Genomic DNA, 25,806 nt, shown 5'->3' on the forward strand with positions numbered 1-25,806 from the left:
GCACCATCGGGTTGCACGCCACCGACCTCGGTGACGACTGGCTGCTCGACTTCACCGAGAGCTCGCGTTCCGGCGCGGGGTGTGAACCTGCCGCCGCCGAGCTGAGGGGAGCGGTGGCCCATGTGCTGATTCAGTCGCAGCAGTGTGGCTGCAATCTGCACGCGCAGGACGCCTCGATCGGGACGTCGGCCCGGGCGGCGGCCAGCTCGAGCTGCTTACCGATGATCAGCGCTTCGGGGCCACGGCCGAGGCGGGTCAGGCATTCGTGGTAGCCGTGCAGGCTCCAGACGTTGCCGGGGTGCTGACAGGATCTGCTCAGCGTCGGGTCAAGACCGAGGTCGGCGGCGTACACCTGCGCGGCCTCCTCGACGCGCCCCTGCTCGAGAAGCAGCGCCCCGAGCGCGTGCCGGGTGGGCTGCATCCACCCCCAGGGCTCGTCGTACGGGAGGGTGTCGTCCAACTCGACCGCCCGCCGCAGATGTGCGAAGGCATCGTCGAAACGCCCTGCACGGTAGTCGATTTCGCCGTCGAGCATGGCGGCGGCGACGGCCAGGATGTCGCGGCTGGTGTTGTTGAACAGATAGCGGCTGTCGGGGATGCGGTCATAGGCCGCGGCGAACAGTTCCCGCTCGGCGGCGGCCTGATCCAGATGCCCGGATGCCGCGTGCGCCACCCCGCGCCCGTAGTGGATGGTGGCCGTCGTCGTGCAATACAGCTGAGGATCGTCGGGCAGCGGCGTCGCAATCAGCTCGTCCCACCGGCCGAACCGCACCAGCACGTGAACCCGCAGCGGCACGAACGCTTCCAGCCAGTCGGCCATCGGCGGTGACTCGATGGCCAGCAGTTCGGGGGTGAGTTGGCCGGACAGTTCGTCGGCGGCCCGCAGCGCGATCGCCGAATTACCCTCGAACATGGCCGAATACACCACGAAATGCAGGTTGTGTGCACGGTAGAGCGAGTAGAAGTTCAGCGGGCCCTGGCGTTCGACGAAATGTCGATCCACCTGTACCGCGGCCAGATTCGCGACGATGGAGTCCCGGTAGTTGCCGCACAGCACGTCGATGTGGCTGGGCATGTGCCGCAGGTGGCCGGCGTCGGGCACCAGCCCACGGAGCAGGTCAGCGGCCGGCAGGGCCGCCTCGGGCGTCGTCGACATCTCCATCGTGTGCAGGTAGAGGTGCAGGATGCCGGGATGCGCCCGGCCAGCGGGCGTGGCCAACGCGTCATCGAGGATGCGCTTGGCTTCCACGACCCGCGACCCGGGCGCGGGCTCACCGGTTCGGCTGTCCCACAGCGCCCATGCGGTCACGTTGACGAGCGCGTCGGCGGCCAGCGCGGCCACGTCGACATCGTCGGGATAGGCCCGCGCCAACTCCGACATCGCGTCGGCGTAAGCGGTGTGACCGGCCTGCAGCGTCCGGGCGTCGGCGGGATCGTCGGTGGTGAAGCGGCGCGCCAGCGCGTCGATGAGGCCACGTTCGACGGCCGATGCGCGGCCCGCCGCAGCCAGCCCGAGTTCCATCTTCGCCCGCGCGACAGACGCCGCCAGGTCGACGGGGTCGAACGCTTCCCAGCCCTTGTTGTAGTTCGGCCCGATCGCGTAGGCGATGCCCCACCGCGCCATCGCCAAGTCGGCGTCGAGTTCCAGCGCCCGCTCGAAACAGTGGATCGCCTCTTCGTGGTTGAACGCGTACGCCCAGACCATGCCGCGGTCGAACCAGACCTGCGCGGCGTCGGAGGCCGTGTCAGTCGGCCGATGGAACGAGCCGAGATCGTAGTACGGCTCGGTACTGCCCGACGCGACGCTCATAGAGTGCACGATAATTCACCCGCGCCGCGGTGGCGCCGACTGCGAGGAAACATCCTGCGGCGGCCCAGATCCCCAGCGTCACCAACGGAGTCGTGGCTCCGTGGCCGCCGAAGTACGAGATGCTGCGAAGCAGGGAGACGCCGGAGCCCTGCGGAACGATCGTGGTGAACGTCGAGTAGAAGCCGGACAGCAGGGGCCGGCCGACGGGGCCGGCGGCGGCCGCGTTGCCGACGACGACGAGGAACAGTCCCAGCGCCACCGACGCCGCCGTGCCGAACGCCGCGGCGACGCCGGTGACAGCACCCGCGACAGCCATCGAATAGAGCCACAGCGCACCGAACACCTGCCAGATGTGTCCCGTCAACGCGTCCAGAACCGGCCCGACGTAGGCGGTGACGGCGCCGGCCAACACCGCGGAGAACGCGGCGAGTGACACCGTGCGCAACGCCAGGGTGGCCGGGGTGCGGACGCTTCCCATCAGCCGGCCGAGCAGCGCTGCGCCCAACGATGCGCCGATCGACAGGAAGATGACGGCGTAGAACTCGACGGTGCCCGACGGGTCGCCGGGCGATGTCGGTGCGACGTCTTCGACGACGGGGGACAGGTCGGCGCGTTCGGCGGTTTCGCGACCCACCAGTTCGGCGGCCGCGGCGACGCTGCGGCCGCCGCCGCCCGCCACGTAGATGGTCATCCGCTGGTCGGGGCTGACGGCCAAAGCGGCGTCGGCGCTGCGTTGGTACACCTGCGCTCGCGCGGCGGCGGCATCACCGACTTCGTCCACCGACAACGTGTGCTGATCACGCAGCCCCTCGATGATCTCCGGTGGAGCCGCGACTGCGACGGTCATATGGTGCAATGTGGGTTTCGCGAACGCCCCGGAGTAGCTGGCGACCATCGCGATGACGAATACGGTCAACGCGGCCAGGGCCAGCACCGTGGTGCGGACCGCGGATCGGTCGCGGAAGGTCGAAGCCTCGGGCGTGTGGTGTTTACCCATGTGTGGGTCCTTTCTGAGCTGGGGAGGTGCCCAGGAGCGCGTCGACGGTGTCGAGTGCTGCGCTCACCCGAGCGTGCAGATCGGTTGCGTGCGGGTCTTCCATCCAGGACCGCAGGACTTCCATGAAGCCGCCCACCAGGAAGCGGGTGACCGCTTCGGCGGGCAGGGGAGCAACGGTGTCCAGAACGGCCATGCCCTGCTCGGCGATCTGCTGGCAGGGTTCGAACAGCGCATCCCGGTAGGTCGCCAGCACGTGCTGGTTGACGGTGCTGGGAACGATGTTCCGGCACATCGCCGGATGCGCACCGGCGAACTCGAACAGGTCGAGGATGCGCGTGCGGGCATCGCCACCGGTGGCGCCGCCGGTCGCATCGGTGAACGCGCGCGAGAAGGCCGACGCCACCGCGTCGTCCCGGTCACGGAAGTGCCGGTAGAACACCTGACGGCTGACCTTTGCCCGGCCGACGAGATCGCCCACCGTGATCCGGTCGACGGGATGTTCGTGTGCCATCGCGAACGCGGCCTCACGGAGCCGGGTGTGGACCCGCTCGGCGCGTGGGTCGGCGCTGCGGCCGCGTTCGGTCATGTCACGAGGCTAGAAGAGTTCGTGGACAGTTGTCCACGACAGCTTAGGTAATCTAAAGCACTCTGGTCGAGTGCTGTGACCTCGGCCGCGTCCGCCTCAGTGGCCGGCGACGATGTCGGCCTCGTCCACGACGACCGGTTCCTTGGCCCCGGGCAGGAACCAGAACGCCACGCACACCCCGCCGAAGAGCAGATAGCCAAGGGCCACTTGGGGACTGGCCGCCCATGCCACCTCGGGCGCGTGGATCAAACCGATGAAGGACAGCGCCGCTCCCACCGCCGAAGCGGCCGCGGCGTGGAGGAATTTCTTGTCGAGGATGTAGGTGACCATGGTGCCGAGGATCAGTCCGACGAGCACCGCCCCCTCACCGAGCGTCTTCAGGCCTTCGTAGACCACCCCTGCGCCGTTGAGCGCGTCGGCGGTCACTTCGGCGGCCGATGTCCCGGCGGCACTGAGGGCGTTGTCGATCATGCCCCGTCCCCACTCGGCCAGGTTGGGCAGCAGCGCAGCCACCACAGCCACGGCATGCAACCGCGGCACCGCCTGGAAGGCCTGGGCGCCGATCAGCAGGCCGATGTACAGCAGGATCGGGACGATGGCCGGAACCGGCAACAATGCCGCCAGCACACCGAAAAGGCCGACGAAGCAGAAGATGCCGATCACCGCGCCGCTGGCCAACGAGTAACCCGCGCGGCCGCCGGCGTCCTTCCAACCAGGATGACCGATGTAGACGGCGGGCGGGAACGGTGAGCCGAACGCCGATCCGATGACCGCGCCCGCGCCGTCGGCGAGCAGCACGCTGCGCAGGTTGTAGTTGTCGCCGGCGGCGGCGGCGCTCTCGACGTTGCTCATGGCCTCGGTGAAGTTGTACACGCCGAGCGGGATCGCGGTACCGAGCAGCGGTGCGAGGTCGGCAAGGCCGTTGAACAGCATGTCGATCCGCAGGTCCGGGATGCCGATGGCGATGTCGCTGAACGCCTGACCGACGTCGGGCGCCGACATGTAGCCGCCCGCCCAACCGATCGCGGTGCCGACCAGCAGCGCCACCAGTCCGATCGGAACGCCGCCCGGAAGTTTCACGTCGGTGAAGAACCCGATCAGGATGATGGCCAGCACGGGCAGACCGATCCAGGCCACCTCCCACATCTGGGCGGCGGGCCGCATCGAGATGAAGGTGATCGAGATGCCGGCCAGCGTGCCGAGCATCGCCGCGCGCGGTGTCAGCTTGCGGATGTACGGGCCGACGAAGGCGCCGATCATCACGATGACACCGATCAGGAAGGCCCACGCCAGACCCGCCTGCCACGCCTGCGTCGGGTCGTCCGTGGCCAGGTACACCGGCAGCATGACCACGAACACGACGATGAACATGTGCGGCACGCTGGGGCCGTAGGGGAGCGCGGTGACATCGGATCTGTTCTCCCGCTTGGCGAGTCGCCGCGCCAGGAACGTGTAGTACAGGTTCCCGAGAATGAGGGCGACTCCCAGTGCGGGCAGCACGGTGCCGAGCACGTCGTCGGCGGGGACGGCGACGACCCCGATCATCAATCCCGTCAACGTAAGAACATTGACCAGAATGTTGAATCCGAGGCCGAAGAACGCGTTGGTGTCGCCGCGGGTCCACCACGCGAGCACGGGCGGCTTGGCGGCCGGAGGTTCGATCGGATCGGCGGGCGGGTTGGTGACGTCGGTGCTCATCGGGTCCTCTTTTCGGGCAGTCGTCAGGCGGGGATGGAGCTGAGTCGGGCGAGCGCGGGGATGACCGACGAGGTGTCGGCGACCCAGCCGAAGATGCCGCCCTGGGCCTTGATCATCTCCAGCCCGACCCGCTGGAACTCGGGGAAATACGAACCGACACAGTCGGATACAACGAGGCACTGATAGCCGCGGTCGTTGGCCTCGCGGGTCGTGGTGTGCACGCATACCTCGGTGGTCACGCCGGTGATCAGAAGCTGGGTGATGCCGGCTTCCGTCAGCACGTCGGACAGCGAGGTGGCATAGAAGGCTCCCTTGCCCGGTTTGTCGATGACGATCTCGCCGTCGATGGGAGCGAGCTCGTCGATGATGTCGTGGCCGTATTCGCCGCGGATCAGGATGCGGCCGTACCTGCCGGGATCACCGATGCGTTTGGACGGCGTCCCGCGGTTGAGTTTGGCGGGCGGGCAGTCCGACAGGTCCGGCTGGTGCCCTTCGCGGGTGTGGACGACCATCACGCCCGCCGCCCGCGCCGCCGCAATCAACGAGGCGAGGGGCGGAACCACTTCCAGCAGCCGGCCGACGTCATTGCCCAGGCTCTCGCCGAACCCGCCGGGCAGCAGGAAGTCTCGTTGCATGTCGATGACGATGAGCGCCGTCCTGCCTGCGACGAGGGGGAACGACGACGGTTCGGCGGGCACGTCGACGGTGTGGTTCACAGACGCTCCTGGGCGGCGAGTGGGACGGTGGCTTCTTGATGGGTCGAGCGCGGTTCGTCGAGGATCTCGGCGGCGAGCTGCAGTACGGTGTCGTCGCTGAGCGCGTTTCCGAGCAGCATGGCGCTGCAGGGTCTTCCGTCGGCGGTGGCCCCGAGAGGGATTGCGGCACCGAGCAGGTCGAGAAGGTTCCCGAAGTGTGTGTAGTGGCCCAGCTTGGTGTTGCAGTCGATGGGCGCCGCAAGAACCTGGTCGACGGTGAACGTGGTGCCGATGGTGGGCACCACGAGGACGTCCATGTGCTGCCAGAGCCGGCCGACCACGGCCTTCAACTGCTGGAGCTTCTGAAGGGCGGCGAACGCGTCGACGGCGGTGTAGCTGCGGCCGCCCTCGAAGATCTCGCGGACCACCGGGTGGATCGAATCGGGATGGGCGGTGAGGAAGTCGCCGAACTCGACGAGACGCTCGGCGACCCAGGGGCCCTGGTAGAGCAGTGTCCCGGCGGCGAGGAAAGGCTCAAGTGACACCTCGACGACCGTGTGGGTGCGCCTGAGCTGCGCACGGAAGGCGTTGTGCGCCATCCGCATCTCGTCGTCGCCGAAGAACTCCAACTCGGAATCGGGTGGCAGCCCGACGCGGATCGCAGCGTTGCGGTGACGGGGGCCGCGCTCCCTGGACCATGGATCGTCGTCGTCGCGGCCGACCATGATGTCGAGCACGCGGTCGACGTCGTCGATGCAACCTGCCATCACGCTGAGACAGTCCAGCGACTTGCAGGCGGGTACCAGCCCGACAGTGCTGATCAGACCACGGGAGGGTTTGAACCCGATCACTCCGTTGAGTGCGGCGGGAACCCGCCCCGAACCCGCGGTGTCGGTGGCGACGGCAAATGGGACCTGGCCGAGGGCCACCGCGAGTGCGGAGCCGGAACTGGACCCGCCCGAGATCAGATCGGAGCCGTACACGCTGCGCGGGGCGGTGTGCGGGGTCCGGGTGCCGTTGAGTCCGGTGGCGAACTGGTCGAGGTTGGTCTTGCCGACGTAGAGCGCTCCGGCGTCCAGCAGCTTCTGCACCGCAGGCGCGGTGGCTGTGGCGATGTAGGCGTAGTCGGGACACGACAGCGTGGTCGGCCGGCCCTCGACATCGATGCTGTCCTTGACGCCGAACGGCACGCCGTACAGCGGCAGGGTGCGGGCCGCAGGGCGGCGCTCGATGGCTTCGGCGGCAGCGATCAACTGGTCGCGGGGCACCGTGGACAGCCAGGTGCCGTCATCGCCTCGGGCGGCGATCGCGTCGGCGACGCGGGCGGCGGTCTTGGTGGGTGAACCCGTCCCGCCCGCGTGCGATGCGAGGATCTCTGCCACGGAGGGTCCGGTGGAGGGTCCATGGAGGGGGTTGGCCATATCTGTCGATTGTCGACAGAATCGTGGCGATTTCGGGTCGGGTGTGTGTCGATTGTGTAAGCGCTACGGCGCGAGACCCAGATAGTGCAGATGGCCGTGGTCGCGGATGGCGGTGACGACAGCTGCGGGATCATTGGTCTCCAGCGCCGAGAGGATCGCCTTGTGCCGTCCGATGCCCTCGTCGGCCGCACCGGGCCGGTGGCGGCGGCCGGGTCCGGCGTGCTGTCGGGCCTCTTCACGCATGTTCCTGGCCATGGGCAGCTGCAGCTTCAGCAGGATCGGCTCGAGCGCGATGTCGAGCTGGCGGTTCTTGGCCAGCCCCACCACCGCAGCGTGGAAGGCGCGGTGGGCGTCGTCGAGGCTGAGCACATCCGACGACGCATCCATCTGCTCGAGCGCGGCACGGACCGGCTCGAGATCACGGTCGAGATCGGCCAGCGGCAACGCGGATTCGATGGCATGACGCTCGAGGACATTGCGCAGCTCGAACAGCTGCAGGATGTCCGTGGGGGACCATTCGGTGACGCGTGAGCCCCGCCGCGGCAGGTGCTCGACGAGTCCCTGCTGCGCGAGCCTCCGCAGCGCTTCCCGCAGCGGAGCCCTGCTGATTCCGAAGTCGGCGCACAGCTGTTCCTCGATGATTTTCTCGCCCGGTGCGAGCTCGCCGGACAAGATCGCGTCACGCAGCCGATTGCCGGCAACCTCGACGAGGGTTGCGGGCAGCGCGAGCCGAGAAGGCTCTTCGGTCGGCGCTGCCATGCCCACAATGGTAGGAACTGGCGCAAGCCGGCGCAGAGGCGCGGCCGGGCACACACGAAAATCTCTTCTCCGCAATGACTCTCAGGGTCCTTGGTCGTCTTCGGGGAGTAGGTATCTTTCGGGGTGGTGGTGGCCGTTGACGCGGTGTTGGCCTGTGTCGAGGTCCGGTGGCGGGAGCCATTCGGTCTGATTCTTGCCGTTCTTGCGGGTGCGCCAGCCGGTGTTGTCGAGCATGCGGTGATCGCACGGGCATGCCAGGGTCAGATCGTCGATGTTGGTCAGTCCGCCGTCGACGAAATCGGCGCTGGCGTGGTGGGCCTGGCACCAGTAACCCGGTGCAGTGCACCCCGGCCGCGTACAGCCCCGATCGCGTGCGTGCAGGACGATCCGCTGCGCGGCGTTGGCCAACCGTTTGGCCCGGCCCAGGTAGAGGGACTGGCCGCTGTGTTGGTCGTAGACGTAGAGGTAGTGGTGGGCCCGGGCGGCCATCCGGATCAGGTCGGGCATCGGCAACAGCGATCCGCCGCCGGTGACCGCCACCCCTGCGCCTTTCTCCAGCTCCTGCAGCGTCGTGGAGACGATCACCGTCACCGGTAACCCGTTGTGGGTGCCGAGTTCTCCGGATTCCAGGAGGCGGCGCCCGACGGCCAGGAAGGCGTCGTGGTTGCGCTGAGCCTGGGTACGGCTATCAGAGCCGCACCGGTCAGGCTGCGGATCGTGGTCCTCAACCGGCGCGTCGCCACCATCATCACCCGACGTGTTGCCGTAACCCGCCGTGCTGCTGGGGGCCACGCCATCACCTGACGTCTCGCCGTCACCCGATGCTTCGGCGTGGTCCGAGGTTTCGGTGTCGCGCGGCTTGCCGATGGAGGCGCTGTCCTCGGTCTGCTCAGACTCGGGCAGGTTGGCGCCGGGGGCGGCTTCCTTGGCGAAGATCGCCTGCCAGATGGCCAGGGCTTCGGGGGTGAGGGTGCCCGAGATGGTGGCGGTGCCGTCGGAATGTTGCTTGCTGATCCGGACACCGCGTTTGCGGGCCCGCTCCTTGTCGCAGGGTTGGGCGCCGTCGGGGTTGATCATGGCCAGCAGCACCCCGGCGGCCTCGTCGAGGCCTTCGGGATCCAGTCCGGAACCCGCGTGAGCCAGCTGGCGGTCGGCCTCGGCCCGGGTCTCGATATCGACCCAGGCCGGCAGCCTCTTGTGGAACGCCGCGATCACCGCGACATGCTCCTCACTCAGCAGGCCCTGGGCCTGGGCGGCGGCGGTGGACTCCCACAACGGTGGCAACGGCGTCCCGGTCAGTCCGCGCCGCGAGCCCAGGGTTTTGGCCCGCTTCAGCCGCCGCCCTGCCTCGGCACCGGAGATCCGCAGCGCGGTGGTCAACACCTTCTTCCACGACCCCTCACCCAACCGGGCCGGCTCGGTCTCGGCGATCACCGAGGCGAGCAACTCGTGTTCCACAGTGGGGATACGGCGCAGGTTGCGTTCCAGGCGGGCCTCCAGACGCACCCGCTCGGCCGCACTGAGCGCGTCGTAGTCCAACGCCAGGATCGACTCCACGACCGCGTCGAGGGCATCGAAGGCCCCCAACACGTCCTCCCGCGAACAACCCATGCATCGAACACTAGTTCGAAGATCTGACAGCACCACCCGGAAATGTGACCAGAGAAACCACAGTGACCAAAGAAATTTCAGAGGTTGTTGGAGCCAGGGTCTTGGCCGGACGACCCGGCTCGCTTACGCAGACCGCCCTGCCGTACCACCACCCCCACGCGACACGGCGATTGACACATGTTCTAGTCGAGGGGTGCTGGACTACACCCATGTCGAGGATCTCAGCGCCGCCGACATCGCGCGGCTACGGGCCGTTTACGAACCTCTGACCGCGTCAGTGCGTGAATTGATCGACGCGACGATCCGCACCGAAGTCGACGCCGACGCGGTCGCCGCGGCGAAAGCCGAGATCGATTCTGCCGCCGCGCGGTTGCGCGCCGCTCAGCGCGACGGGTCGTTCGGGATCCAGTTCGGCGCGGACGGCGATCCGATGCCGTGGGGCAATGCGGTGATCGGAGTGCGCAATCCCTGCGCTCCTCCGCTGGTCATCCGCAAGGAGCCGGACGGCTCGGTGAAAAGTGACTTCTACCTGGGCGCGGCGTTCGAGGGCCCGCCCGGGCATGTTCACGGCGGGGTGTCGGCGAAAATCCTCGATCACATCCTCGGCGACGCCGCCAGTACGCCCGGCGTGCACCGATTGACCGGCACGATCACGGTGCGGTACCGACGGCTGACCCCGCTGGGCCGGTTGCGCTCCGAAGCGCGGGTGACGCACACCGACGGGTTCAAGACGTACGCGGTGGGTCACATCGCCGACAGCACCGGGGTCACCGTCGACGCCGAGGCGGTGTTCATCGAACCGAAGTGGGCGAGGGACTGACGCTGATCGCCGAGACGTGGCGGGTGATCGTGTCGACCTCGGCGACGAGGAGGCGCGCCGGCCCCTCTTCGGGTCCGTGCCGGCGCACGGCCTCGCGCAGACGTGCCTCGGCGGCCGCCAACTCGGCACAGTCCACCCTCCAGGGCGACGCAGCGGTCGGCGGATCCCCGCGCAGCGCCTCGACATATTCGTCGACGGCGAGCACGAACTCGCGGTCCGCGGTGACCGCGGGCTGTGCGGGCAGTTGGTCTTCCAACGTGGTGCACGAACTCGTCACGGCGTTGAGCGCGGTGCGGTAGCTGCGTAGCCAGTGGCGCAGTTCGCGAGACTCCATCCGCATCGCGCCGGTGGTCGCCTCGAACGCCGCCCGCGCCCGGAAGGCCCGCTGCCAGGCCGATGTCATCGTCTCCGCGGGATCGTCGAGCTCGTGCACATAGGCCTTGATGACGGTTGCGGCGTAGTCGATCTCCGTCCGGAGCAGCTCACCCGCCCGCTGAGAAAGCCTGGTCAGCGCATCGTCGGGCAACACCACGTGGGCGATCAGGGCCAAGGCGCCGCCGAAAAGGACCGCCAGTACCGGATCAGCCACGGCCGGAGGCATATCGGGCCTGCCGATGTCGACGAGAAACACCGCCGCCGCGGTCACCGCGGCGGCCATCGCGATGAAGCCGATGCCGGATAGCACGCAGGCGACGCCGACCGCCGCCAGCGCAAGGACAGCCGACACCGCCACGCCGGGATTCAGGATCACGAGCACCGCCGAGGCCGTGACGATCCCGACCAACGTGCCCGCTACCCGACCCACGCAACGGGTGTAGGTGTGCGCGGTTTCCGGCCGGAGCACCATCAGCACGGTGAGCGGAATCCAGAAGCCGTACGCGCCTTCGGCGTAGCGATCGACGACGCAACCGACGGCAACCGCCGCGGCCAGCCGCACGGCATGCCGCAGGACCGGCGAGTGCCGGTCGAGATGGCTGCGCATGACGTCGACAGCCGAGCGCACCGAAGTGCGCAGTTCGGGACGTCGCAGGCGTACCGCGTCGGGCGTCGACGGCACGAAATCGCCGAGCCGCATGGCCACCGCTTCGTGCAGCTGAGTCGAGAGTTTCTGCACCACAACCGATTCAGACCCGTCAACGGTCGCCGCGACGCTGTCGAACCGGCCGATGGCGACGTCGGCACCGACTCGGCCCGTCCTGCTGGTGTCGGCGACAGCGGCCAGGGTGTCGGCCGCCTCGGCGAGGGCGAGCGCCAGCGCGTCCGAGCGGGCGGGTAGACGTGCCACATCGGTCAGGGTGTCGGCGATCCGTTCGGGCAACGCGTACCAGCCGCGGTAGGTCGCGGGCCGCCGCCTGCTCGGGCCGTCGGCGGCGGTGAACGCCGTACGCAGGGCGGCCAGCGGTTCGGGGTCCGCCGCCGGGCCGCCTCCGACGGTGCCGTCGCTGATCTTTCGCGCATCCGCCGCCAGCGACCGGTACGCGGCGACGAGCGCCTTGCGCTGATTGCGCCACCGCAGCGGTGGCCACAACGAGATCACCCAGACCTGCAACAGTCCTCCGGCAACGGCCAACAGCCACGTCACGACAACCGACGTCGGTGTCGGCGTCACCGGCGGCGCGGAAACCAACAGCGCCGCCGAGGCGGCGCCGATCAGCCCGGGGTTGGCGCCGAGAGCCCACAGCATCGACGCACCGAAGCACCACAGCGTTGCCACGGCGACGAAAAGAGGGGAGAAGCCGGATGTCAGCGCCCCGAGCAGGACTGCCAGCCCGGCCACGGCGGTGACCAGCAGCACCACCGTCACCCGGCCCCGCGGACTGTCCTGCAGCGCGGTCGCACCCGCGACGGCGGCGGCGCCGACGACCGCGGTCGCCGAACCCTGCGGGCCCCACTGCACAGCGACCACGGCGACGGCCGCGACGCACGCCAGGCTGCGCAGTACCGCGGCGGGGTCCGGCATCGCCGACCGCTGCACGAGGCCCTTGATCACGCGTCCATTCTGACCCGGCTATGTTCGCGGAGTGGAGAAAGTGATCATCGCGTTGCGGGGTGCTCCGGGCGACGACGCCTGGTGCGCAAGGCTGCGCACCGAGGTCGCGGGGACCCTGCTGGACACCGGCGCACCGGGAGTGACGGTTCACGTCCGAGACGCACCGGTGACGGACTCCCTGATGACGCTGACGACGCTCGACCCGCCGGCGATCGGCTTTGTCAGCATCTGGACCCCGCAGTACTACGGGCATCAGATCCGCACCGCTGTCGAGGTGTTGGGCGAATGCTGTGAGCAGGTCGCCGCTTACCTGGTGACAGAGTCGGTGCCGCTTCCGCCACCGCATACCGAGCCCGGCGCGCGCACACCGGGTTTCACCAACATCGCGTTGCTGCGCAGGCCGAGCGAGCTGGACGAACAGACCTGGCTGCACCGCTGGCACCACGACCACACGCGGGTCGCGATCGAGACGCAGTCGACGTTCGGCTACGTCCAGAACACGGTGGTGCGGGCCCTGACCTCCGGGGCGCCCGCCATTTCGGCGATCGTCGAGGAGCTGTTCCCGATCGAGGCGACATCGGACCTGCACGCGTTCTTCGGTGCGCTCGACGACGCCGACCTCGGCGACCGGATGACCCGGATGGTGGCGAGCACAACGACCTTCGGCGCCAACGCCAACGTCGACACGGTGCCGACGAGCCGCTACGTGCTGCGCGATCCGTTCCCCGCTGCGGCCCCGCCCGATGACGCGGCCCGCCGCGATAGGCTGCCGCGGTGACTCTGCAGATCACCGACGAGAACCGGGTCCGCACCCTGGTACTGAACCGGCCCGAGGCGCTCAACGCGTTCAACCAGGAGTTGTACCTGGCCACCGCGACGGCACTGCGGGAGGCCGCCGACGACCCCGAGGTCGCGGTGGTCCTGTTGACCGGTGCCGGTCGCGCGTTCAGCGCGGGCAACGACCTCAAGGAGATGCAGGCGGGTATCGCCGACGGTTCGCTGACGAGCGAGGGCAGCCATTTCACGACGATGATCGACGCGCTCACCGATCTGCCCAAACCGCTGATCTGCGCGGTCAACGGCGTCGGCCTGGGCATCGGCACGACGATCCTCGGCTATGCCGATCTGGTGTTCATGTCGGCAACCGCACGGCTGAAGTGCCCGTTCACCAGCCTGGGGGTCGCGCCCGAGGCCGCGTCGTCGTATCTGCTGCCGCAGTTGATCGGTCGGCAGAACGCGGCGTGGCTGCTGCTGTCGTCGGAGTGGGTGGACGCCGCGGAGGCCGAGCGGATGGGCCTGGCGTGGAAGGTATGTGAACCGGACGATCTGCTGCCCGAAGCCCGCAGGCACGCGGAAATCCTTGCCTCCCGGTCGATTCCGAGTCTGATCGCGGTGAAGAAGACGATCGTCGAACCGTACCGCGCCGAGATCGCCGCCGCGACGCAGCGTGAGAACGCGCACTTCCAGGAACTGCTCGGTGGGGTCGCCAACGCGGCGGCGCTGGCGGAGTTCACCGGTCAGCGGAAGAGCTGACCGCTACCGCGAAACGCTCTCCGGCTTGTCGGCGAAGTGCGCCTCGATGATCGCGCGCAGGGTGCGCCTGCAGCGTCCGCAATCTCCGCCTGCACCGCATGCCTCGGCAATCTCCCTGGACGTGCGGGCACCGTTGGCCACGACCTCGTCGACCACGTGGCTCGTGGCTCCGGTGCACAGACAGACGAACATGACGGCCCGCTATCCCGGTTCGCCGACGCTCATGAGGTGGGCGAACCGGCCGACGAATCGGCTGGGGTACGGACCCATTCCTGCGTTGGTCATCCACTCCGCGGCGGCGTCGGGGTGCTCGATCCACTGTCGGGCGCTGGCCTCGTCCGCGATCTCCTGCAGGATCAGCACTTCCTGACCGTCGTCGAAGGCGCGGTAGACCCAGATCTTGCGAACTCCGCCGTTCTTGAACCGCGGCAGGCCGTCATGGACCTTCACCATCAGTTCCGAGACGTCCGCGACCGAGGACATCACGCCCACCACAACCCGTCCGACGTGGCCTTCCGGACCGGAGCCGTACAGATCGATCTTCTCGACGACCTCGCCGCCGAAGATCGGGGGGATGTCGTCGGCGCCGGAGATGTCGAACCATTCGAATATCGCCGGTGATCGCAGGACGTCGCGAATCGAGCGTGCATTGCGAATGCCGATCGTGACGAATACCCGGCGCGGTTCCCAGATCGATTCGTAGAGCACCACGTGATGCGCCCCGATTGATTCGAGTCCCTCGCGGTGCTTTTTCAGCCATTCCCACATGCGGTCGACGTCATCGACTCGGAAATCGCAGGCAAGGATGAATGAGTGCAGCTCATACTCACCCATTGGATACCCTCACCTATTTGGACGGCCGAAACAGTTAGCGAAGTCTACCCTTAGTTAGCGTAGCCAGTCCAGACCCCAGTGCTGATCTGGGACGCGAGAACCCCGGAAGTTCACGGCAACACGCCCGTCGGGCCCACATTCACTGCCGCTCCGCGCTGAGAATGGATTAGATTGGACGTGCTCGTCTGAAACAGATTGGACGCGCTCATCCAAAGCCCGTGCGGTTATCGCACACCCAGCCCCGTCGGCGTTTAGGAGCAAGGCATGCAAGGCGATCCCGAAGTTCTGAAATTGCTCAACGAGCAATTGACGAGCGAATTGACGGCGATCAACCAGTATTTCCTGCATTCCAAGATGCAGGACAATTGGGGCTTCACCGAATTGGCCGAGCACACTCGGAAAGAATCATTCGAAGAAATGGTTCACGCCGAGGAGATCACCGATCGCATCCTGCTGCTCGACGGTCTGCCGAATTATCAGCGGCTGTTTTCGCTGCGGGTCGGCCAGACGGTGCGGGAGCAGTTCGAGGCCGACCTGGCGATCGAGTACGAGGTCGTCGCACGGCTGAAGCCGGGGATCATCCTGTGCCGCGAGAAGGGCGACGCCACGTCGGCGAACCTCTTCGAGAAGATCCTCGCCGACGAGGAACAGCACATCGATTACCTGGAGACGCAGCTGGAGCTGATGGGCAAGCTCGGCGAGGAGCTGTACCTCGCGCAGTGCGTGTCCCGTCCGCCGAGCTGACGGTTCGGGACCCGCGCCCGCGGGAACGCCGCCTTCGGACCGTAACTTTCATAGGTCATCTAACGATGTTCCATGCAGAGTTCACGGTCGACCAGGAAGGCAGGTATGGCAGCGTCACCGGAAGCACACCCCGAGACGACACAGCCGGCGGAGCCGGCACCGGTCAGCCCCAACCGCCGCAACCTCATCTTCGTCGCGGTGGTCCTCGGCATGCTGCTGGCGGCCTTGGATCAGACCATCGTCGCGACGGCGCTGCCGACCATGGTCGCCGACCTCGGCGGAGCGGGCCACCAGGCGTGGGTGGTGACCAGCTACCTGCTGGCCTCCACGATCGTCACCGCGGTCGTCGGCAAGCTCGGTGATCTGTTCGGCCGCAGGACGATCTTCGCCGCGGCGGTGGTCTTCTTCCTGATCGGGTCGGTGCTGTGCGGCATCGCCTCCTCGATGGAGATGCTCGTCGCCTCCCGCGCACTGCAGGGTGTGGGCGGCGGCGCCCTGATGGTCACCGCGGCGGCGCTGATCGGCGAGGTCATCCCACTGCGCGACCGCGGGCGCTACCAGGGCGCACTGGGCGCGGTCTTCGGTGTCACCACGGTGGTCGGCCCGCTGCTGGGCGGCTACTTCACCGACCACCTGACGTGGCGTTGGGCGTTCTGGATCAACGTGCCGATCGGCATCGTCGTGCTGATCGTGGCGCTCACGACGATCCCGGCACTGCGCAGAGGCGGCAGACCTGTCATCGACTACGCCGGCATCGTGCTGATCGGGCTGGGCGCCTCCGGGCTCACGCTGGCCACCAGTTGGGGCGGCAGCACCTACCCATGGTCGTCACCGGTGATCATCGGCCTGTTCGCCGGGTCGGGGGTCGCGCTGGCGCTGTTCGTCAGGGTCGAGTTGCGCGCCGAGGAACCGGTGCTGCCGATCCGGCTGTTCGCCAGCCCGGTGTTCACCGTGTGCTGCATCCTGTCGTTCATCGTCGGCTTCGCCATGCTCGGGGCGCTGACGTTCCTCCCGACCTTCATGCAGTTCGTCGACGGTGTCTCGGCGACGGAGTCCGGGCTGCGCACACTGCCGATGGTCGGGGGACTGCTGTTGACCTCGATGGGCAGCGGGGTTCTGGTCAGTCGCACCGGACGTTACAAGATCTTCCCGGTGGCCGGCACCGCGGTGATGGTGGTGGGCTTCGTGCTGCTCTCCCAGATGGACGCGACGACCCCGATGCTGCAACAGAGTGCGTATCTGTTCATCCTGGGCACCGGCATCGGCATGTGTATGCAGGTTCTGATCCTGATCGTGCAGAGCACCGCGACATTCTCCGACCTGGGGGTCGCGACATCGGGTGTGACGTTCTTCCGCACCATCGGAAGCTCGTTCGGCGCAGCGATTTTCGGCTCGCTGTTCGCGAACTTCCTCGATGCCCGGATCGTCACGGCGCTGGCCGGCGGCGGGGCGCCGCCGGAGGCCGCGCAGTCCCCGCAGGTGCTGCACCGACTCCCGGACGCGGTGGCGGCTCCGATCGTCGAGGCGTATTCCGACTCGCTGGGGCTGGTGTTCCTGTACGCCGCCCCGGTCGCGCTGCTCGGCTTCCTGGTGGCGCTGACGCTCAAGCAGGTGCCGTTGCAGGAGTTCGAGGCCTCCGCGGCGCTGGACATGGGGGAGGGCTTCGGCATGCCCTCGACCGACACCCCGGAGAAGATGCTGGAGACCGCCGTGGGCAGGCTGGTGCGCCAGTCTCCGGAGATCCGGCTGCGCAGTATCGCGGGCACCCGCGGTTGCGAATCCGATGTGGCGTTGCTGTGGGCGCTGATCCAGATCTACCGGCAGAGCCAGGTTTTCGGCTCGGCGAGGTTGACCGAGATGGCCGAGCGGCTTCGGGTGCCGCCCGAGGTGCTCGAGCCGACGTTCGACCGGCTCGTCGAGTGCGGACACGCGCTGCGCACCGGCGATCAGCTGTGGTTGACGCAGTCGGGTGCACAGCAGGTCGATGCGGCGTCTTCGGCGCTGGTCGGCCGGATCGTGGCGAAGCTGGAGGCCTCGCCGGCGTTTGAGGGGCGCCCCGACCGCGGCGAGGTCGAGGCGGCACTCGAGCGGATCGCACTGCGCCTACTGGTACAGCGGGACTGGGACGACGACCGCGCTGAACTCCCCACGGGGGGAAACTGAAACACGTTACAATCCGGGCATGAGCCGAATCGGAGATTTCGCCGACGACGACGTGACCGGCTTCGCGGTGAAGTCACCCGAATTGGGCACCGCCATGGCCCAATTCAGCAACGCCGTCTACACCAAGAGCCGACTGCCCCTGCGGATTCGCGAGGCGGCGCGGATCGTGATCGCCTACGCCAACGAATGCGTCGTGTGCCAGAACACGCGGGACGCCGAGGGCGAGGCCAACGGCGTCGACGAGGAGTTCTACGACTACGCCGCGCAGTGGCGCACCTGGCCCGGGTACAGCGACGCCGAGCGCATCGCCATGGAGTTCGCGCACCGGTTCGCGACCGAGCACACGGCGCTGCGCGACGACGAGGACTTCTGGGAACGTGCCGCCGTCCACTTCGACGACGAACTGCTCACCGACCTGGCCATCTCCTGTGCGATGTGGGTCGGGATGGGCCGGATGCTGCGCACCCTCGACATCGGTCAGTCCTGCAAGATCACGCTGTAACGGCCGCGTCCGGGCTGCACAATGGCTGCTATGGCAGCCAAACCGCTCGCCGCTGCAGCGATCGCACAGCTTGAGGCCGACGGCGTCGCCACTCTGATCGGCACCGTCGTCAACCCGGCGGGGCTCATCCACGCCAAAACGGTGCCGCTGCGCCGGATGGGGTCGTTCGCAGACCCGGGCCTGGGCGCCAGTCCGGTCTGGCACGTCTTCGCCATCGACCAGGCGGGCATCGTGTTCGGCGAGACCACCGGTGTCGTCGGCGACCAGCGGATCCGCATCGACCTCGGCGCGCTGCGCATCCTCGGTGACGGGCTGGCCTGGGCCCCGGGCTCCTTCTTCGACCAGGACGGCGCACCCGACCCCCACTGCACGCGGGGCGCGCTGCGCCGGGTAGAGGACAGACTGGCCGAAGCAGGAATCGGCGCACTGGTCGGACACGAGATCGAGTTCGTCCTCGTCGGCGCCGACGGCGCCCCGCTTCCCGGACATCTGTGGGCGCAGTACGGGCTCGCCGGGGTGCTCGAACATGAGGGCTTCGTTCGGGATGTGACCGTCGCGGCGACGGCGTCCAGCGTCGCGATCGAGCAGTTCCATCCCGAGTACGGCGTCAACCAGTTCGAGATCTCGCTGGCGCCGCAGCCGCCGGTGGCGGCCGCCGATCAGGTCACGTTGATGCGGATCATCATCGGCCGGATCGCCAGGAAGTACGGCATGCGCGCCAGCCTGTCCCCGGTGCCTTTCGCTGGGAGCGTCGGTTCTGGTGCGCATCAACACTTCTCGCTGACCCGTGACGAGGTCCCACTGTTCTCCGGCGGCGACGGACCCGCGGGCATGACGGCAGAAGGCGCCTCGGCAGTGGCCGGGGTGCTCACCGGGCTGCCGGCGGCGCAGGGCGTTCTGAGTGGATCGATACTCTCCGGATCGCGGATGCAGCCCGGCCACTGGTCGGGGGCGTACGCCTGCTGGGGGACCGAGAACCGGGAAGCCGCGGTGCGGTTTCTGACCGGCGGCGACGCCAATCCGTACGGCGCCAATGTCGAAGTCAAGGTGATCGACCCGTCCGCGAACACCTATCTCGCCACGGCGACGATCCTGGGTCTTGCCCTCGACGGCATCGATCGCGGGCTCGCCCTGCCCGGCGAGGTGGCCGTCGACCCGTCGAGTCTGACTGACGCGGCCCGCGCGGAAGCGGGCGTGTCGGTGCTCAGCAACGACCAGTCCGCGGTTCTCGACGCGCTCGACGGCTCGGCCGCGATGCGCGGAATCCTCGGCGACCCGGTGGTCGACGCGGTGGTCGCGGTGCGGCGCTACGAGGAACACAACTACGGGCAGCTGAGTCCCGACGCGCTCTCCGAGAAGTTCCGGCTCGCCTGGAGCGTGTGAGTAACCGCCCTGCGTGAGCACGCCGAGGCAGTCACGGGAGTCACAGGAAACCACCTTCTAGAGCGGAAGTGCGAGAACGCTCCCGCACCAGGTGCATTCGTGTTGCTCGCGGGGTCGGTGTGTTGACGGCAATCCGTCGCCGCGATCGCCGTGACCTCCGCGGCCCAGAAAAAACCACAACCAGCCCTTGACAACATACAACCATTTGGTTGTATGTTGGTGTGGTGATCGAGCACGACGAGGACAGGGCTGACGCGCTGTTCCACGCGCTCGCCGACCGGACCCGGCGCGACATCATGCGCCGGGTGCTTGCCGGCGAGCACTCGGTCTCCGCGCTCGCGGCCAAGTACGACATGAGCTTCGCCGCGGTGCAGAAACACGTCGCCGTACTGGACAAGGCCGGTCTGATCACCAAGCGGCGCAGTGGCCGCGAGCAGTTGGCCAGCGGCGACGTGGAGGCAGTGCGGTCGGTGGCGTCCATGCTCACCGAACTGGAGCAGATCTGGCGTGGCCGCGTGTCGCGCATCGACGAGCTCATTGCCACCGATCCGAGAACAGAGAACCACGACCAGGAGGAGTGAACATGCCCGTGACCGATGTCCAGCAGGACCTTGAGAATAGGACGCTGACCATCATCGCCGACTTCGCCGCGCCGGTGGAACGGGTCTGGCAGGTCTACGCCGACCCCCGCCAGCTGGAGAAGATCTGGGGCCCACCGGAATGCCCGGCGACGGTGGTCGACCACGACCTGCGGCCGGGAGGTCGCGTGACCTATTTCATGACCGGTCCGGACGGCGACAAGTTCGCCGGCTACTGGCAGGTGACCGCGGTCGACGAACCGAACAGCTTCGCTTTCGACGACGGCTTCGCCGACCTGGACTTCAACCCGAACCCGGATCTGCCCGTGTCGAAGAATGTCTTCACGTTCACCGGGCGGGCCGGCGGCACCCGGTCGACCTTCGTCAGCACCTACGAGTCCGCCGAGGCCCTCCAGAAGGTGCTCGACATGGGTGTGATCGAGGGCGCGTCGTCGGCGATCAACCAGATCGACGGCCTACTCGCCAGCTGACGATTCCGCCGAAATCGCATTCCATGCAGTCGATTCCGCGATCTGACGCGCGTGGACTGCGATTTCGGCGAGAGTCAGCGGACGCCGCGAAGCAGCCGGCCCGGCCTGGCACCGGTGTCGACGCCGTGGCGCCGGGTCACCACCCCGTTGACCACGGTCGCGTCGTACCCTGAGGCGCCCTGGAGTAGGCGGCGACCGCCGGCGGGAAGGTCGTAGACCATCCGCGGCACATCGAGCCGCAGTGCGTCCATGTCGATGACGTTGATATCAGCCTTCTTGCCGGCCGCGATCACCCCGCGGTCGGACAGACCGAAAAGCGTTGCGGTGTCCAGGGTCTGCTTGCGGACCACATACTCGAGCGAGAATTTCGGGCCGCGGTGACGGTCCCGGGCCCAGTGCGTCAGCAGGAAGGTGGGGTAGGAGGCGTCGCAGATCAGCCCGCAGTGCGCGCCGCCGTCCGACAGCCCGGACACAGCCGCGGGACTCTGCATCATCTCGTAGATCGCACTGTGATCGCCCTCGGCGTAGTTGAAGAACGGCAACATCAGCATGGCGCCGGCATCGGCTTCCAGCATGAGGTCGTACATCGTCTCCAGCGGGTTCTGCCCGCGGGCCGCCGCGATGGCGGCCACCGTCTTGTCCGGGGTCGGTTCGTAGTCCGGAGGATCGCCGATGGCGTAGATGCGATCGGTGCTGTACTGCGCCAGCGCGAACAACCCGTCGAGCAGGGCACCGGGCGTCGGGGGCAGATCCTCCTCGGCGAGGATCGCCGCCTTGACCGCGGGATCGGCCAACCGGGCCGCGAGTTCGTCGCGGGTCGATCCGGCCGACACTGCGCGGAACGTCGGCCGATGGGTGAAGGCGTGATAGCCGGGGAAGCCCAGCAACATGCCGAACGGGCGGGCCGCGAACTGTGCGTAGAGCTCGATGCCGTTCTCATGCGCCTTTTCGGCCCGGTCGAGCTGCTGGCGCCACAGGTCCGGTGCGTGCGAGGCCTGGATCAGCGTGAATGACACCGGTCGGCTGATGTCGTCGGAAAGCTTTGCCATCCACTCCATCTCACGCATGCAGGCATCTGCCGGGCTCTCGCCTGCGGTACCCTGTGGAGCCACCTCGAAGACCGCCTGACCACCGGCGGCCATCGCGCGACCGAGCCCGAAAAGTTCGGCCTCGGCCGCATAGGTCCCCGGCACCGCCTGGCCGTCGATCGCGCGGTGCGCCTCGGTGCGCGAGGTCGAAAAGCCCAGCGCACCTGCCTCGATCGCTTCCCGCACGATGCGTGCCATCGCGGCGATGTCGTCGGCGGTGGCCTCCTCGTTGTTTGCGCCACGCTCGCCCATCGCGTAACCGCGGACCGCCCCGTGCGCGATCTGGGTGCCGTAATCGATTGCCAGGCTGCGCTTCTCGATGGCATCGAGGTACTCGGGGAAGCTCTCCCACTGCCAGGTGATGCCCTCGGCCAGCGCGGATCCGGGGATGTCCTCGACGCCCTCCATCAATTCGATGAGCCACTGCTCGCGGCCGGGCCGCACCGGCGCGAAGCCGACACCGCAGTTGCCGCTGACAACCGTGGTGACGCCGTGCAGGCTCGACGGTTCCAGTGTCTCGTCCCAGCTGACCTGGCCGTCGTAGTGCGTGTGCACGTCGACGAATCCCGGCGCGACGATCCGGCCGGTCGCGTCGATCTGGTGTGCGGCCTCGGTCTGCAGGCCCGGGTCGTCACCGTCGCGGCGGCGAACCTCGACGATGCGTCCGTCCTTGACGCCGATGTCCGCGCGGAACCGGTCGGCTCCCGTCCCGTCGACGACGGTGCCGCCGGTGATCTTCAGATCCAGCATCCGTAGCTCCTCACACCAGTCCGGTCGCGTCGAAGACCCACGACATGTCCGCGCCGGCGAAGTCTGCCAGCCAGGTCGGCGGGGCATGGTCGGCCAACGCCCCCATGTCCCAGTAGTCCTTCCACAGCGTGATCTCGCCGCCCTCGACACGATGCACGGTGACGAACTTCAGCAACGCGGATTCGCCTGTGGTCCAGTGCCATTGCTCGCTGTGCTCATACATCACGTCGGCGCCGTTGCTGACCATCAGGCCCGGGAAGTTCCGGTAGGCGGCCAGTGGCTCAAGGCCGATCTTGAGCCGTTTGACGATGTCCTCGGGCCCGCGGGCGGCCGCGGCCGGACCGACCGGCACATCCAGGTAGATGCAGTCGGCAGACAGGAATGTCTTGAGCGCGGTCCAGTCGCGCGCCGACAGCGCCTCCCACATTGCCTGCACGGTCTCCTCGGCCTGACCGGTGTTCGCGACCTGATCAACCGGCATGGGCGAGCGCTCCGTTCTGTGCGAGGAGTGCGGGCGCCTTGTGGGCGGCCCGCAGGAAGCGTCCGGTCCGTTCCGCGCCGACCAGCGGGGTGGGTCTCCCGTCCAGGAACACCGCCCGGCCGCCGACGAACACGGCGGCGACGGTGTCGTCGTTTCGGTTCACCATCCGGGACAGCCCGCCGTACTGCTCCACCGGTTCCTCGGCGTAGCGGTCCAGTGTGTCATCGAGCCGTTCCGGGTCGACGATCACCAGATCGGCGCGGTCGCCGAGGCGCAGATGTCCGGCGTCGATGCGGTACCAGTCGGCCAGCTCACCGGTCAACCGGTGCACGGCCTGTTCGACGGTCATGAACGGCCGCCCGGACCGCGCCGCGTCCTGGACATGGCGCAGCAGCCGCAGGCCCATGTTGTAGAACGCCATGTTGCGCAGGTGAGCACCGGCGTCGGAGAAGCCCATCTGGATCCCGGGGTCGGCGGCCAGCTTCCTGAGCACCTCGGGGCGGTGGTTGGAGATCGTGGTGCGCCACCGCAGCCCCTTGCCGTGTTCGAGGACGAGGTCGAGGAACGCGTCCACCGGATGCAGTCCGCCGCGCTCGCGGCCGACCTCGCCGAACGACTTGCCGATCACCGACACATCGGGGCAGGCGACGATCTGGGCGTCGAAGAAGTCCCGGTGCCAGACCCGCATCCCGAACCTCGCGTCGTAGTCCTTACGGAACCGGCGCCGGTAGGACTCGTCGCGCAACAGCGCGTTGCGGTCGACCTCGTCGGCCAGGTGCAGCGCGGCCGCACCCGAGCCGAACTCCTCGAAGATGACCAGGTCGATGCCGTCGGCGTACACCTCGAACGGCACGGGAAGGTGCTGCCAGCGGAAGTTGCCGCCGAGGCGGTTCGCCAGCCGCGCGAGCGGGCCCAGCAGCTTGACCGCCACCGGGTTGGACTTGACGTCGGCCGCCGAGAGCAGGCTGGTCTTGAGAGGATGGCGGACAAGGCCGAGCGACTGGAACACCTGCGAGGCCACGTTCAGCGGGTTCGTGATGTCGGGCCCGGACTGCAGAACCCGCCCGGAGCGGCGCAGCAGGGATTTCAGCCTGCGCAGCTCCCGGGGCTTCGCGTACGTCGACGGCAACGTCCGGGAGCGGCACACCTCGCCGTCCAATTTGTCGAAAAGCAGTTGCTGAGAGGACATTCCGACGAATCCGGCGCGCAGTGCCTCGGTCAGCATCCGCTCCATCTGCGCCTGCTCGCTGCCGGTGGGCCGTTCGTCCTTGCGGGTTGCCCGGTCCAGCCCCATGGTGGCGGTCCGCATGTCCGAGTGCCCGATGAATGCCGCCACGTTGGGTCCGAGCGGGCGTGATTCCAGCGCCGCGATGTACTCCTCGCCGGTGGTCCAGGTCTTGTGTCTGTCGACGGCCGCGATGACGTGCTCGCGGGGGATGGCCTCGACACGGCCGAAGATGTCGCCGGCATCGACGCCGTCGACGTAGACGGTCGACAGCGAGCACGATCCGAGGAGCACCGTGGTCACGCCGTGACGCAGTGACTCGGCCAGCGACGGACCACCCAGCACCTCGATGTCGTAGTGCGTGTGGATGTCGAGCATGCCCGGCAGGACCCACTTGCCCACGGCGTCGATCACCTGCGGGCATCCGGTCGCGTCCAGCTCGTCCTCGCTGATGGACACGACGTGTCCGTCGCGGATGCCGAGGTTGCGCACCGCGGACGGCGCGCCGGTGCCGTCGAACCAACGGCCGTTGCGGATGATCGTGTCGAAAGTCACAGGCTCATCGAACAGCGCCCGCACGCGGGTGTCAACGAAATCAGTGAACAGATTGTCGGGTCTGTCTACTTGCCTCCGCGAGCTGCGGCGAAGCGCATAATCGGACCTTGTGACGCCTTTGCAGCGCTACATCGCCGAAGAGATCGCCACCGACCATGTGGACGGGCTGTTGACGCGGCGCGAGGCGATGCGCCGGCTGGCGCTGCTCGGGGTCGGCGGCGCAGCCGCGACGGCACTGATAGCCGCGTGCGGGCAGAACAGGCAGCCCGAGACCGCAGGCACGTCGCCGGAGGCGCCGGGGTCGCCCGCGTCGTCGACGGCGGATCGTGCCGCGCCGCCGCCCGGCATGGACAGGGCGCTTCCCACCACGCCCGTCACCTGGGCCGGGCCGGCGGGGGAGTTGCAGGGCGCGTGGGCTCCGGCCGGGGCGAGCGAAGCGACGGGGAATGAGGGCACCTCGGGCGACGCCCGCGGCGGCATCCTGGTGATCCACGAGAACAAGGGCCTCAACGACTGGGTGCGCTCGGTGGCGGGCCGACTCGCCGGCGCCGGCTATTCCAGCCTCGCGATCGACCTGCTGTCCGGACAGGGCGGCACCGCAACGTTCGCCGATCCGGCCGAGGCCACGGCCGCGCTGGGGCAGCGCACTCCCGAAGACATGGTGGCCGACCTGAAATCGGGTATCGCCGAGGTGGCGCGCCGCACCCCGGGGAAGAAGGTGGCCGCGATCGGGTTCTGTATGGGTGGCGGCCTGGTGTGGCGATTGCTGGCAGTCGGATCACCCGAGCTCGCGGCCGCTTTCCCGTTCTACGGTCCCACCCCCGACAACCCTGACTTCGCGGCATCGAAAGATGTTGCGGTCCTTGGCTTCTATGGCGAACTGGACCAGCGGGTCAACGCCACTGAACCGGTCGCCGCAGCCGCGCTGCAGAAGGCCGGTCTGGTCCACGAGCTCGTCACCGAGCCGGGCGCCAACCACGCCTTCTTCAACGACACCGGCGACCGCTACGACCCGGCTGCGGCCGCCGACGCCTGGTCGCGCACGCTGGACTGGCTGGCCGCCCACGTCGGGTAGCGGGCACCGACAGGACA

Annotated in this window: 24 protein-coding genes; 10 read left to right on the forward strand and 14 right to left on the reverse strand. The window is 68.0% G+C overall.

Features of this window, described 5'->3' with window-relative positions; all coding sequences use genetic code 11:
- Window positions 1-130: 130 nt before the first annotated feature.
- From BN976_RS18570 to BN976_RS18605, 8 genes are all read right to left on the reverse strand, one after another.
- Window positions 131-1,810, reverse strand: coding sequence for a tetratricopeptide repeat protein (locus BN976_RS18570; protein WP_036372825.1), 1,680 nt, complete (start codon window positions 1,808-1,810; stop codon window positions 131-133).
- Window positions 1,746-2,807 (reverse strand): membrane protein, encoded by a 1,062-nt coding sequence (locus BN976_RS18575; RefSeq protein WP_036372827.1) that lies wholly within the window; start codon window positions 2,805-2,807, stop codon window positions 1,746-1,748. Before BN976_RS18575 ends, BN976_RS18570 begins: the two co-directional genes overlap by 65 nt.
- The gene (locus tag BN976_RS18580) at window positions 2,800-3,393 is read right to left on the reverse strand and encodes a TetR/AcrR family transcriptional regulator (protein ID WP_011780262.1); all 594 of its coding nucleotides are present in this window, start codon (window positions 3,391-3,393) and stop codon (window positions 2,800-2,802) included. Before BN976_RS18580 ends, BN976_RS18575 begins: the two co-directional genes overlap by 8 nt.
- 96 nt (window positions 3,394-3,489) lie before the next feature.
- A complete protein-coding gene (locus BN976_RS18585) occupies window positions 3,490-5,091 on the reverse strand; it encodes a SulP family inorganic anion transporter (RefSeq protein WP_011780261.1) in 1,602 nt (533 codons plus the stop codon).
- 23 nt (window positions 5,092-5,114) lie between these two features.
- Complete coding sequence (locus BN976_RS18590) at window positions 5,115-5,807, reverse strand: cysteine hydrolase family protein (protein WP_036372829.1); 693 nt, start codon at window positions 5,805-5,807, stop codon at window positions 5,115-5,117.
- Window positions 5,804-7,207, reverse strand: coding sequence for an allophanate hydrolase (locus BN976_RS18595; RefSeq protein ID WP_036372831.1), 1,404 nt, complete (start codon window positions 7,205-7,207; stop codon window positions 5,804-5,806). The genes BN976_RS18590 and BN976_RS18595 overlap by 4 nt, the downstream gene beginning before the upstream one ends.
- A 63-nt stretch (window positions 7,208-7,270) precedes the next feature.
- Window positions 7,271-7,966 (reverse strand): GntR family transcriptional regulator, encoded by a 696-nt coding sequence (locus BN976_RS18600; protein ID WP_011780258.1) that lies wholly within the window; start codon window positions 7,964-7,966, stop codon window positions 7,271-7,273.
- Between the two features lie 81 nt (window positions 7,967-8,047).
- Window positions 8,048-9,577 (reverse strand): HNH endonuclease signature motif containing protein, encoded by a 1,530-nt coding sequence (locus BN976_RS18605; RefSeq protein WP_036372832.1) that lies wholly within the window; start codon window positions 9,575-9,577, stop codon window positions 8,048-8,050.
- Window positions 9,578-9,770: 193 nt separating this feature from the next.
- Between BN976_RS18605 and BN976_RS18610 the strand changes: the two genes are divergently transcribed.
- Window positions 9,771-10,397, forward strand: a complete 627-nt coding sequence (locus tag BN976_RS18610) for a PaaI family thioesterase (protein WP_011780256.1) — start codon at window positions 9,771-9,773, stop codon at window positions 10,395-10,397.
- Here BN976_RS18610 and BN976_RS18615 read toward each other — a convergent pair.
- A complete protein-coding gene (locus BN976_RS18615; protein ID WP_051558493.1) occupies window positions 10,369-12,387 on the reverse strand; it encodes an FUSC family protein in 2,019 nt (672 codons plus the stop codon). The two genes, BN976_RS18610 and BN976_RS18615, sit on opposite strands and share 29 nt — an antisense overlap.
- A 31-nt stretch (window positions 12,388-12,418) precedes the next feature.
- On the opposite strand from BN976_RS18615, the gene BN976_RS18620 reads away from it, so the two are divergent.
- Both BN976_RS18620 and BN976_RS18625 read left to right on the forward strand, forming a co-directional pair.
- Window positions 12,419-13,165: an EthD domain-containing protein gene (locus tag BN976_RS18620; RefSeq protein ID WP_051558494.1), complete on the forward strand. Its 747-nt coding sequence runs from the start codon at window positions 12,419-12,421 to the stop codon at window positions 13,163-13,165.
- Window positions 13,162-13,920, forward strand: coding sequence for an enoyl-CoA hydratase/isomerase family protein (locus BN976_RS18625; protein WP_011780253.1), 759 nt, complete (start codon window positions 13,162-13,164; stop codon window positions 13,918-13,920). Before BN976_RS18620 ends, BN976_RS18625 begins: the two co-directional genes overlap by 4 nt.
- 3 nt (window positions 13,921-13,923) lie before the next feature.
- Here the strand turns inward: BN976_RS18625 and BN976_RS18630 are convergent, their stop codons facing one another.
- Window positions 13,924-14,112: a (2Fe-2S)-binding protein gene (locus BN976_RS18630; RefSeq protein ID WP_011780252.1), complete on the reverse strand. Its 189-nt coding sequence runs from the start codon at window positions 14,110-14,112 to the stop codon at window positions 13,924-13,926.
- A 9-nt stretch (window positions 14,113-14,121) separates the two neighbouring features.
- Window positions 14,122-14,754, reverse strand: a complete 633-nt coding sequence (locus BN976_RS18635) for a hypothetical protein (protein ID WP_036372835.1) — start codon at window positions 14,752-14,754, stop codon at window positions 14,122-14,124.
- A 264-nt stretch (window positions 14,755-15,018) separates the two neighbouring features.
- On the opposite strand from BN976_RS18635, the gene bfr reads away from it, so the two are divergent.
- The 6 genes from bfr (at window position 15,019) to BN976_RS18665 (ending at window position 20,615) form a co-directional block, all read left to right on the forward strand.
- On the forward strand, window positions 15,019-15,498 hold the full coding sequence (gene bfr, locus BN976_RS18640) for a bacterioferritin (RefSeq protein WP_011780250.1): 480 nt from the start codon (window positions 15,019-15,021) through the stop codon (window positions 15,496-15,498).
- A 105-nt stretch (window positions 15,499-15,603) separates the two neighbouring features.
- A complete protein-coding gene (locus BN976_RS18645) occupies window positions 15,604-17,661 on the forward strand; it encodes an MDR family MFS transporter (RefSeq protein ID WP_036372837.1) in 2,058 nt (685 codons plus the stop codon).
- Between the two features lie 19 nt (window positions 17,662-17,680).
- Window positions 17,681-18,163 carry a carboxymuconolactone decarboxylase family protein gene (locus tag BN976_RS18650; RefSeq protein WP_036372840.1) on the forward strand — a complete coding sequence of 161 codons (483 nt, stop codon included), beginning with the start codon at window positions 17,681-17,683 and terminating at the stop codon, window positions 18,161-18,163.
- A 21-nt stretch (window positions 18,164-18,184) separates the two neighbouring features.
- On the forward strand, window positions 18,185-19,546 hold the full coding sequence (locus BN976_RS18655) for a type I glutamate--ammonia ligase (RefSeq protein WP_036372842.1): 1,362 nt from the start codon (window positions 18,185-18,187) through the stop codon (window positions 19,544-19,546).
- Between the two features lie 224 nt (window positions 19,547-19,770).
- Window positions 19,771-20,127, forward strand: a complete 357-nt coding sequence (locus BN976_RS18660; protein ID WP_036373218.1) for an ArsR/SmtB family transcription factor — start codon at window positions 19,771-19,773, stop codon at window positions 20,125-20,127.
- A 2-nt stretch (window positions 20,128-20,129) separates the two neighbouring features.
- Window positions 20,130-20,615: an SRPBCC family protein gene (locus tag BN976_RS18665; RefSeq protein WP_036373220.1), complete on the forward strand. Its 486-nt coding sequence runs from the start codon at window positions 20,130-20,132 to the stop codon at window positions 20,613-20,615.
- A gap of 74 nt (window positions 20,616-20,689) precedes the next feature.
- Here BN976_RS18665 and BN976_RS18670 read toward each other — a convergent pair whose 3' ends face one another.
- Genes BN976_RS18670 through BN976_RS18680 form a run of 3 tightly spaced genes read right to left on the reverse strand, consistent with a single transcriptional unit; the run spans window position 20,690 to window position 24,714 of the window.
- Window positions 20,690-22,453, reverse strand: a complete 1,764-nt coding sequence (locus BN976_RS18670; RefSeq protein ID WP_036372844.1) for an N-acyl-D-amino-acid deacylase family protein — start codon at window positions 22,451-22,453, stop codon at window positions 20,690-20,692.
- Between the two features lie 10 nt (window positions 22,454-22,463).
- Entirely contained in the window at window positions 22,464-22,934 is a 471-nt protein-coding gene (locus BN976_RS18675) for a nuclear transport factor 2 family protein (RefSeq protein ID WP_036372845.1), read from the reverse strand.
- Window positions 22,924-24,714 carry an N-acyl-D-amino-acid deacylase family protein gene (locus BN976_RS18680; protein WP_036373222.1) on the reverse strand — a complete coding sequence of 597 codons (1,791 nt, stop codon included), beginning with the start codon at window positions 24,712-24,714 and terminating at the stop codon, window positions 22,924-22,926. The genes BN976_RS18675 and BN976_RS18680 overlap by 11 nt, the downstream gene beginning before the upstream one ends.
- A gap of 109 nt (window positions 24,715-24,823) precedes the next feature.
- Between BN976_RS18680 and BN976_RS18685 the strand changes: the two genes are divergently transcribed.
- Window positions 24,824-25,789: a dienelactone hydrolase family protein gene (locus BN976_RS18685; RefSeq protein WP_036372848.1), complete on the forward strand. Its 966-nt coding sequence runs from the start codon at window positions 24,824-24,826 to the stop codon at window positions 25,787-25,789.
- Window positions 25,790-25,806 lie beyond the last annotated feature (17 nt).

Origin of the sequence: Mycolicibacterium austroafricanum (assembly GCF_000612725.1) — a bacterium.
Lineage (GTDB): Bacteria > Actinomycetota > Actinomycetes > Mycobacteriales > Mycobacteriaceae > Mycobacterium > Mycobacterium austroafricanum.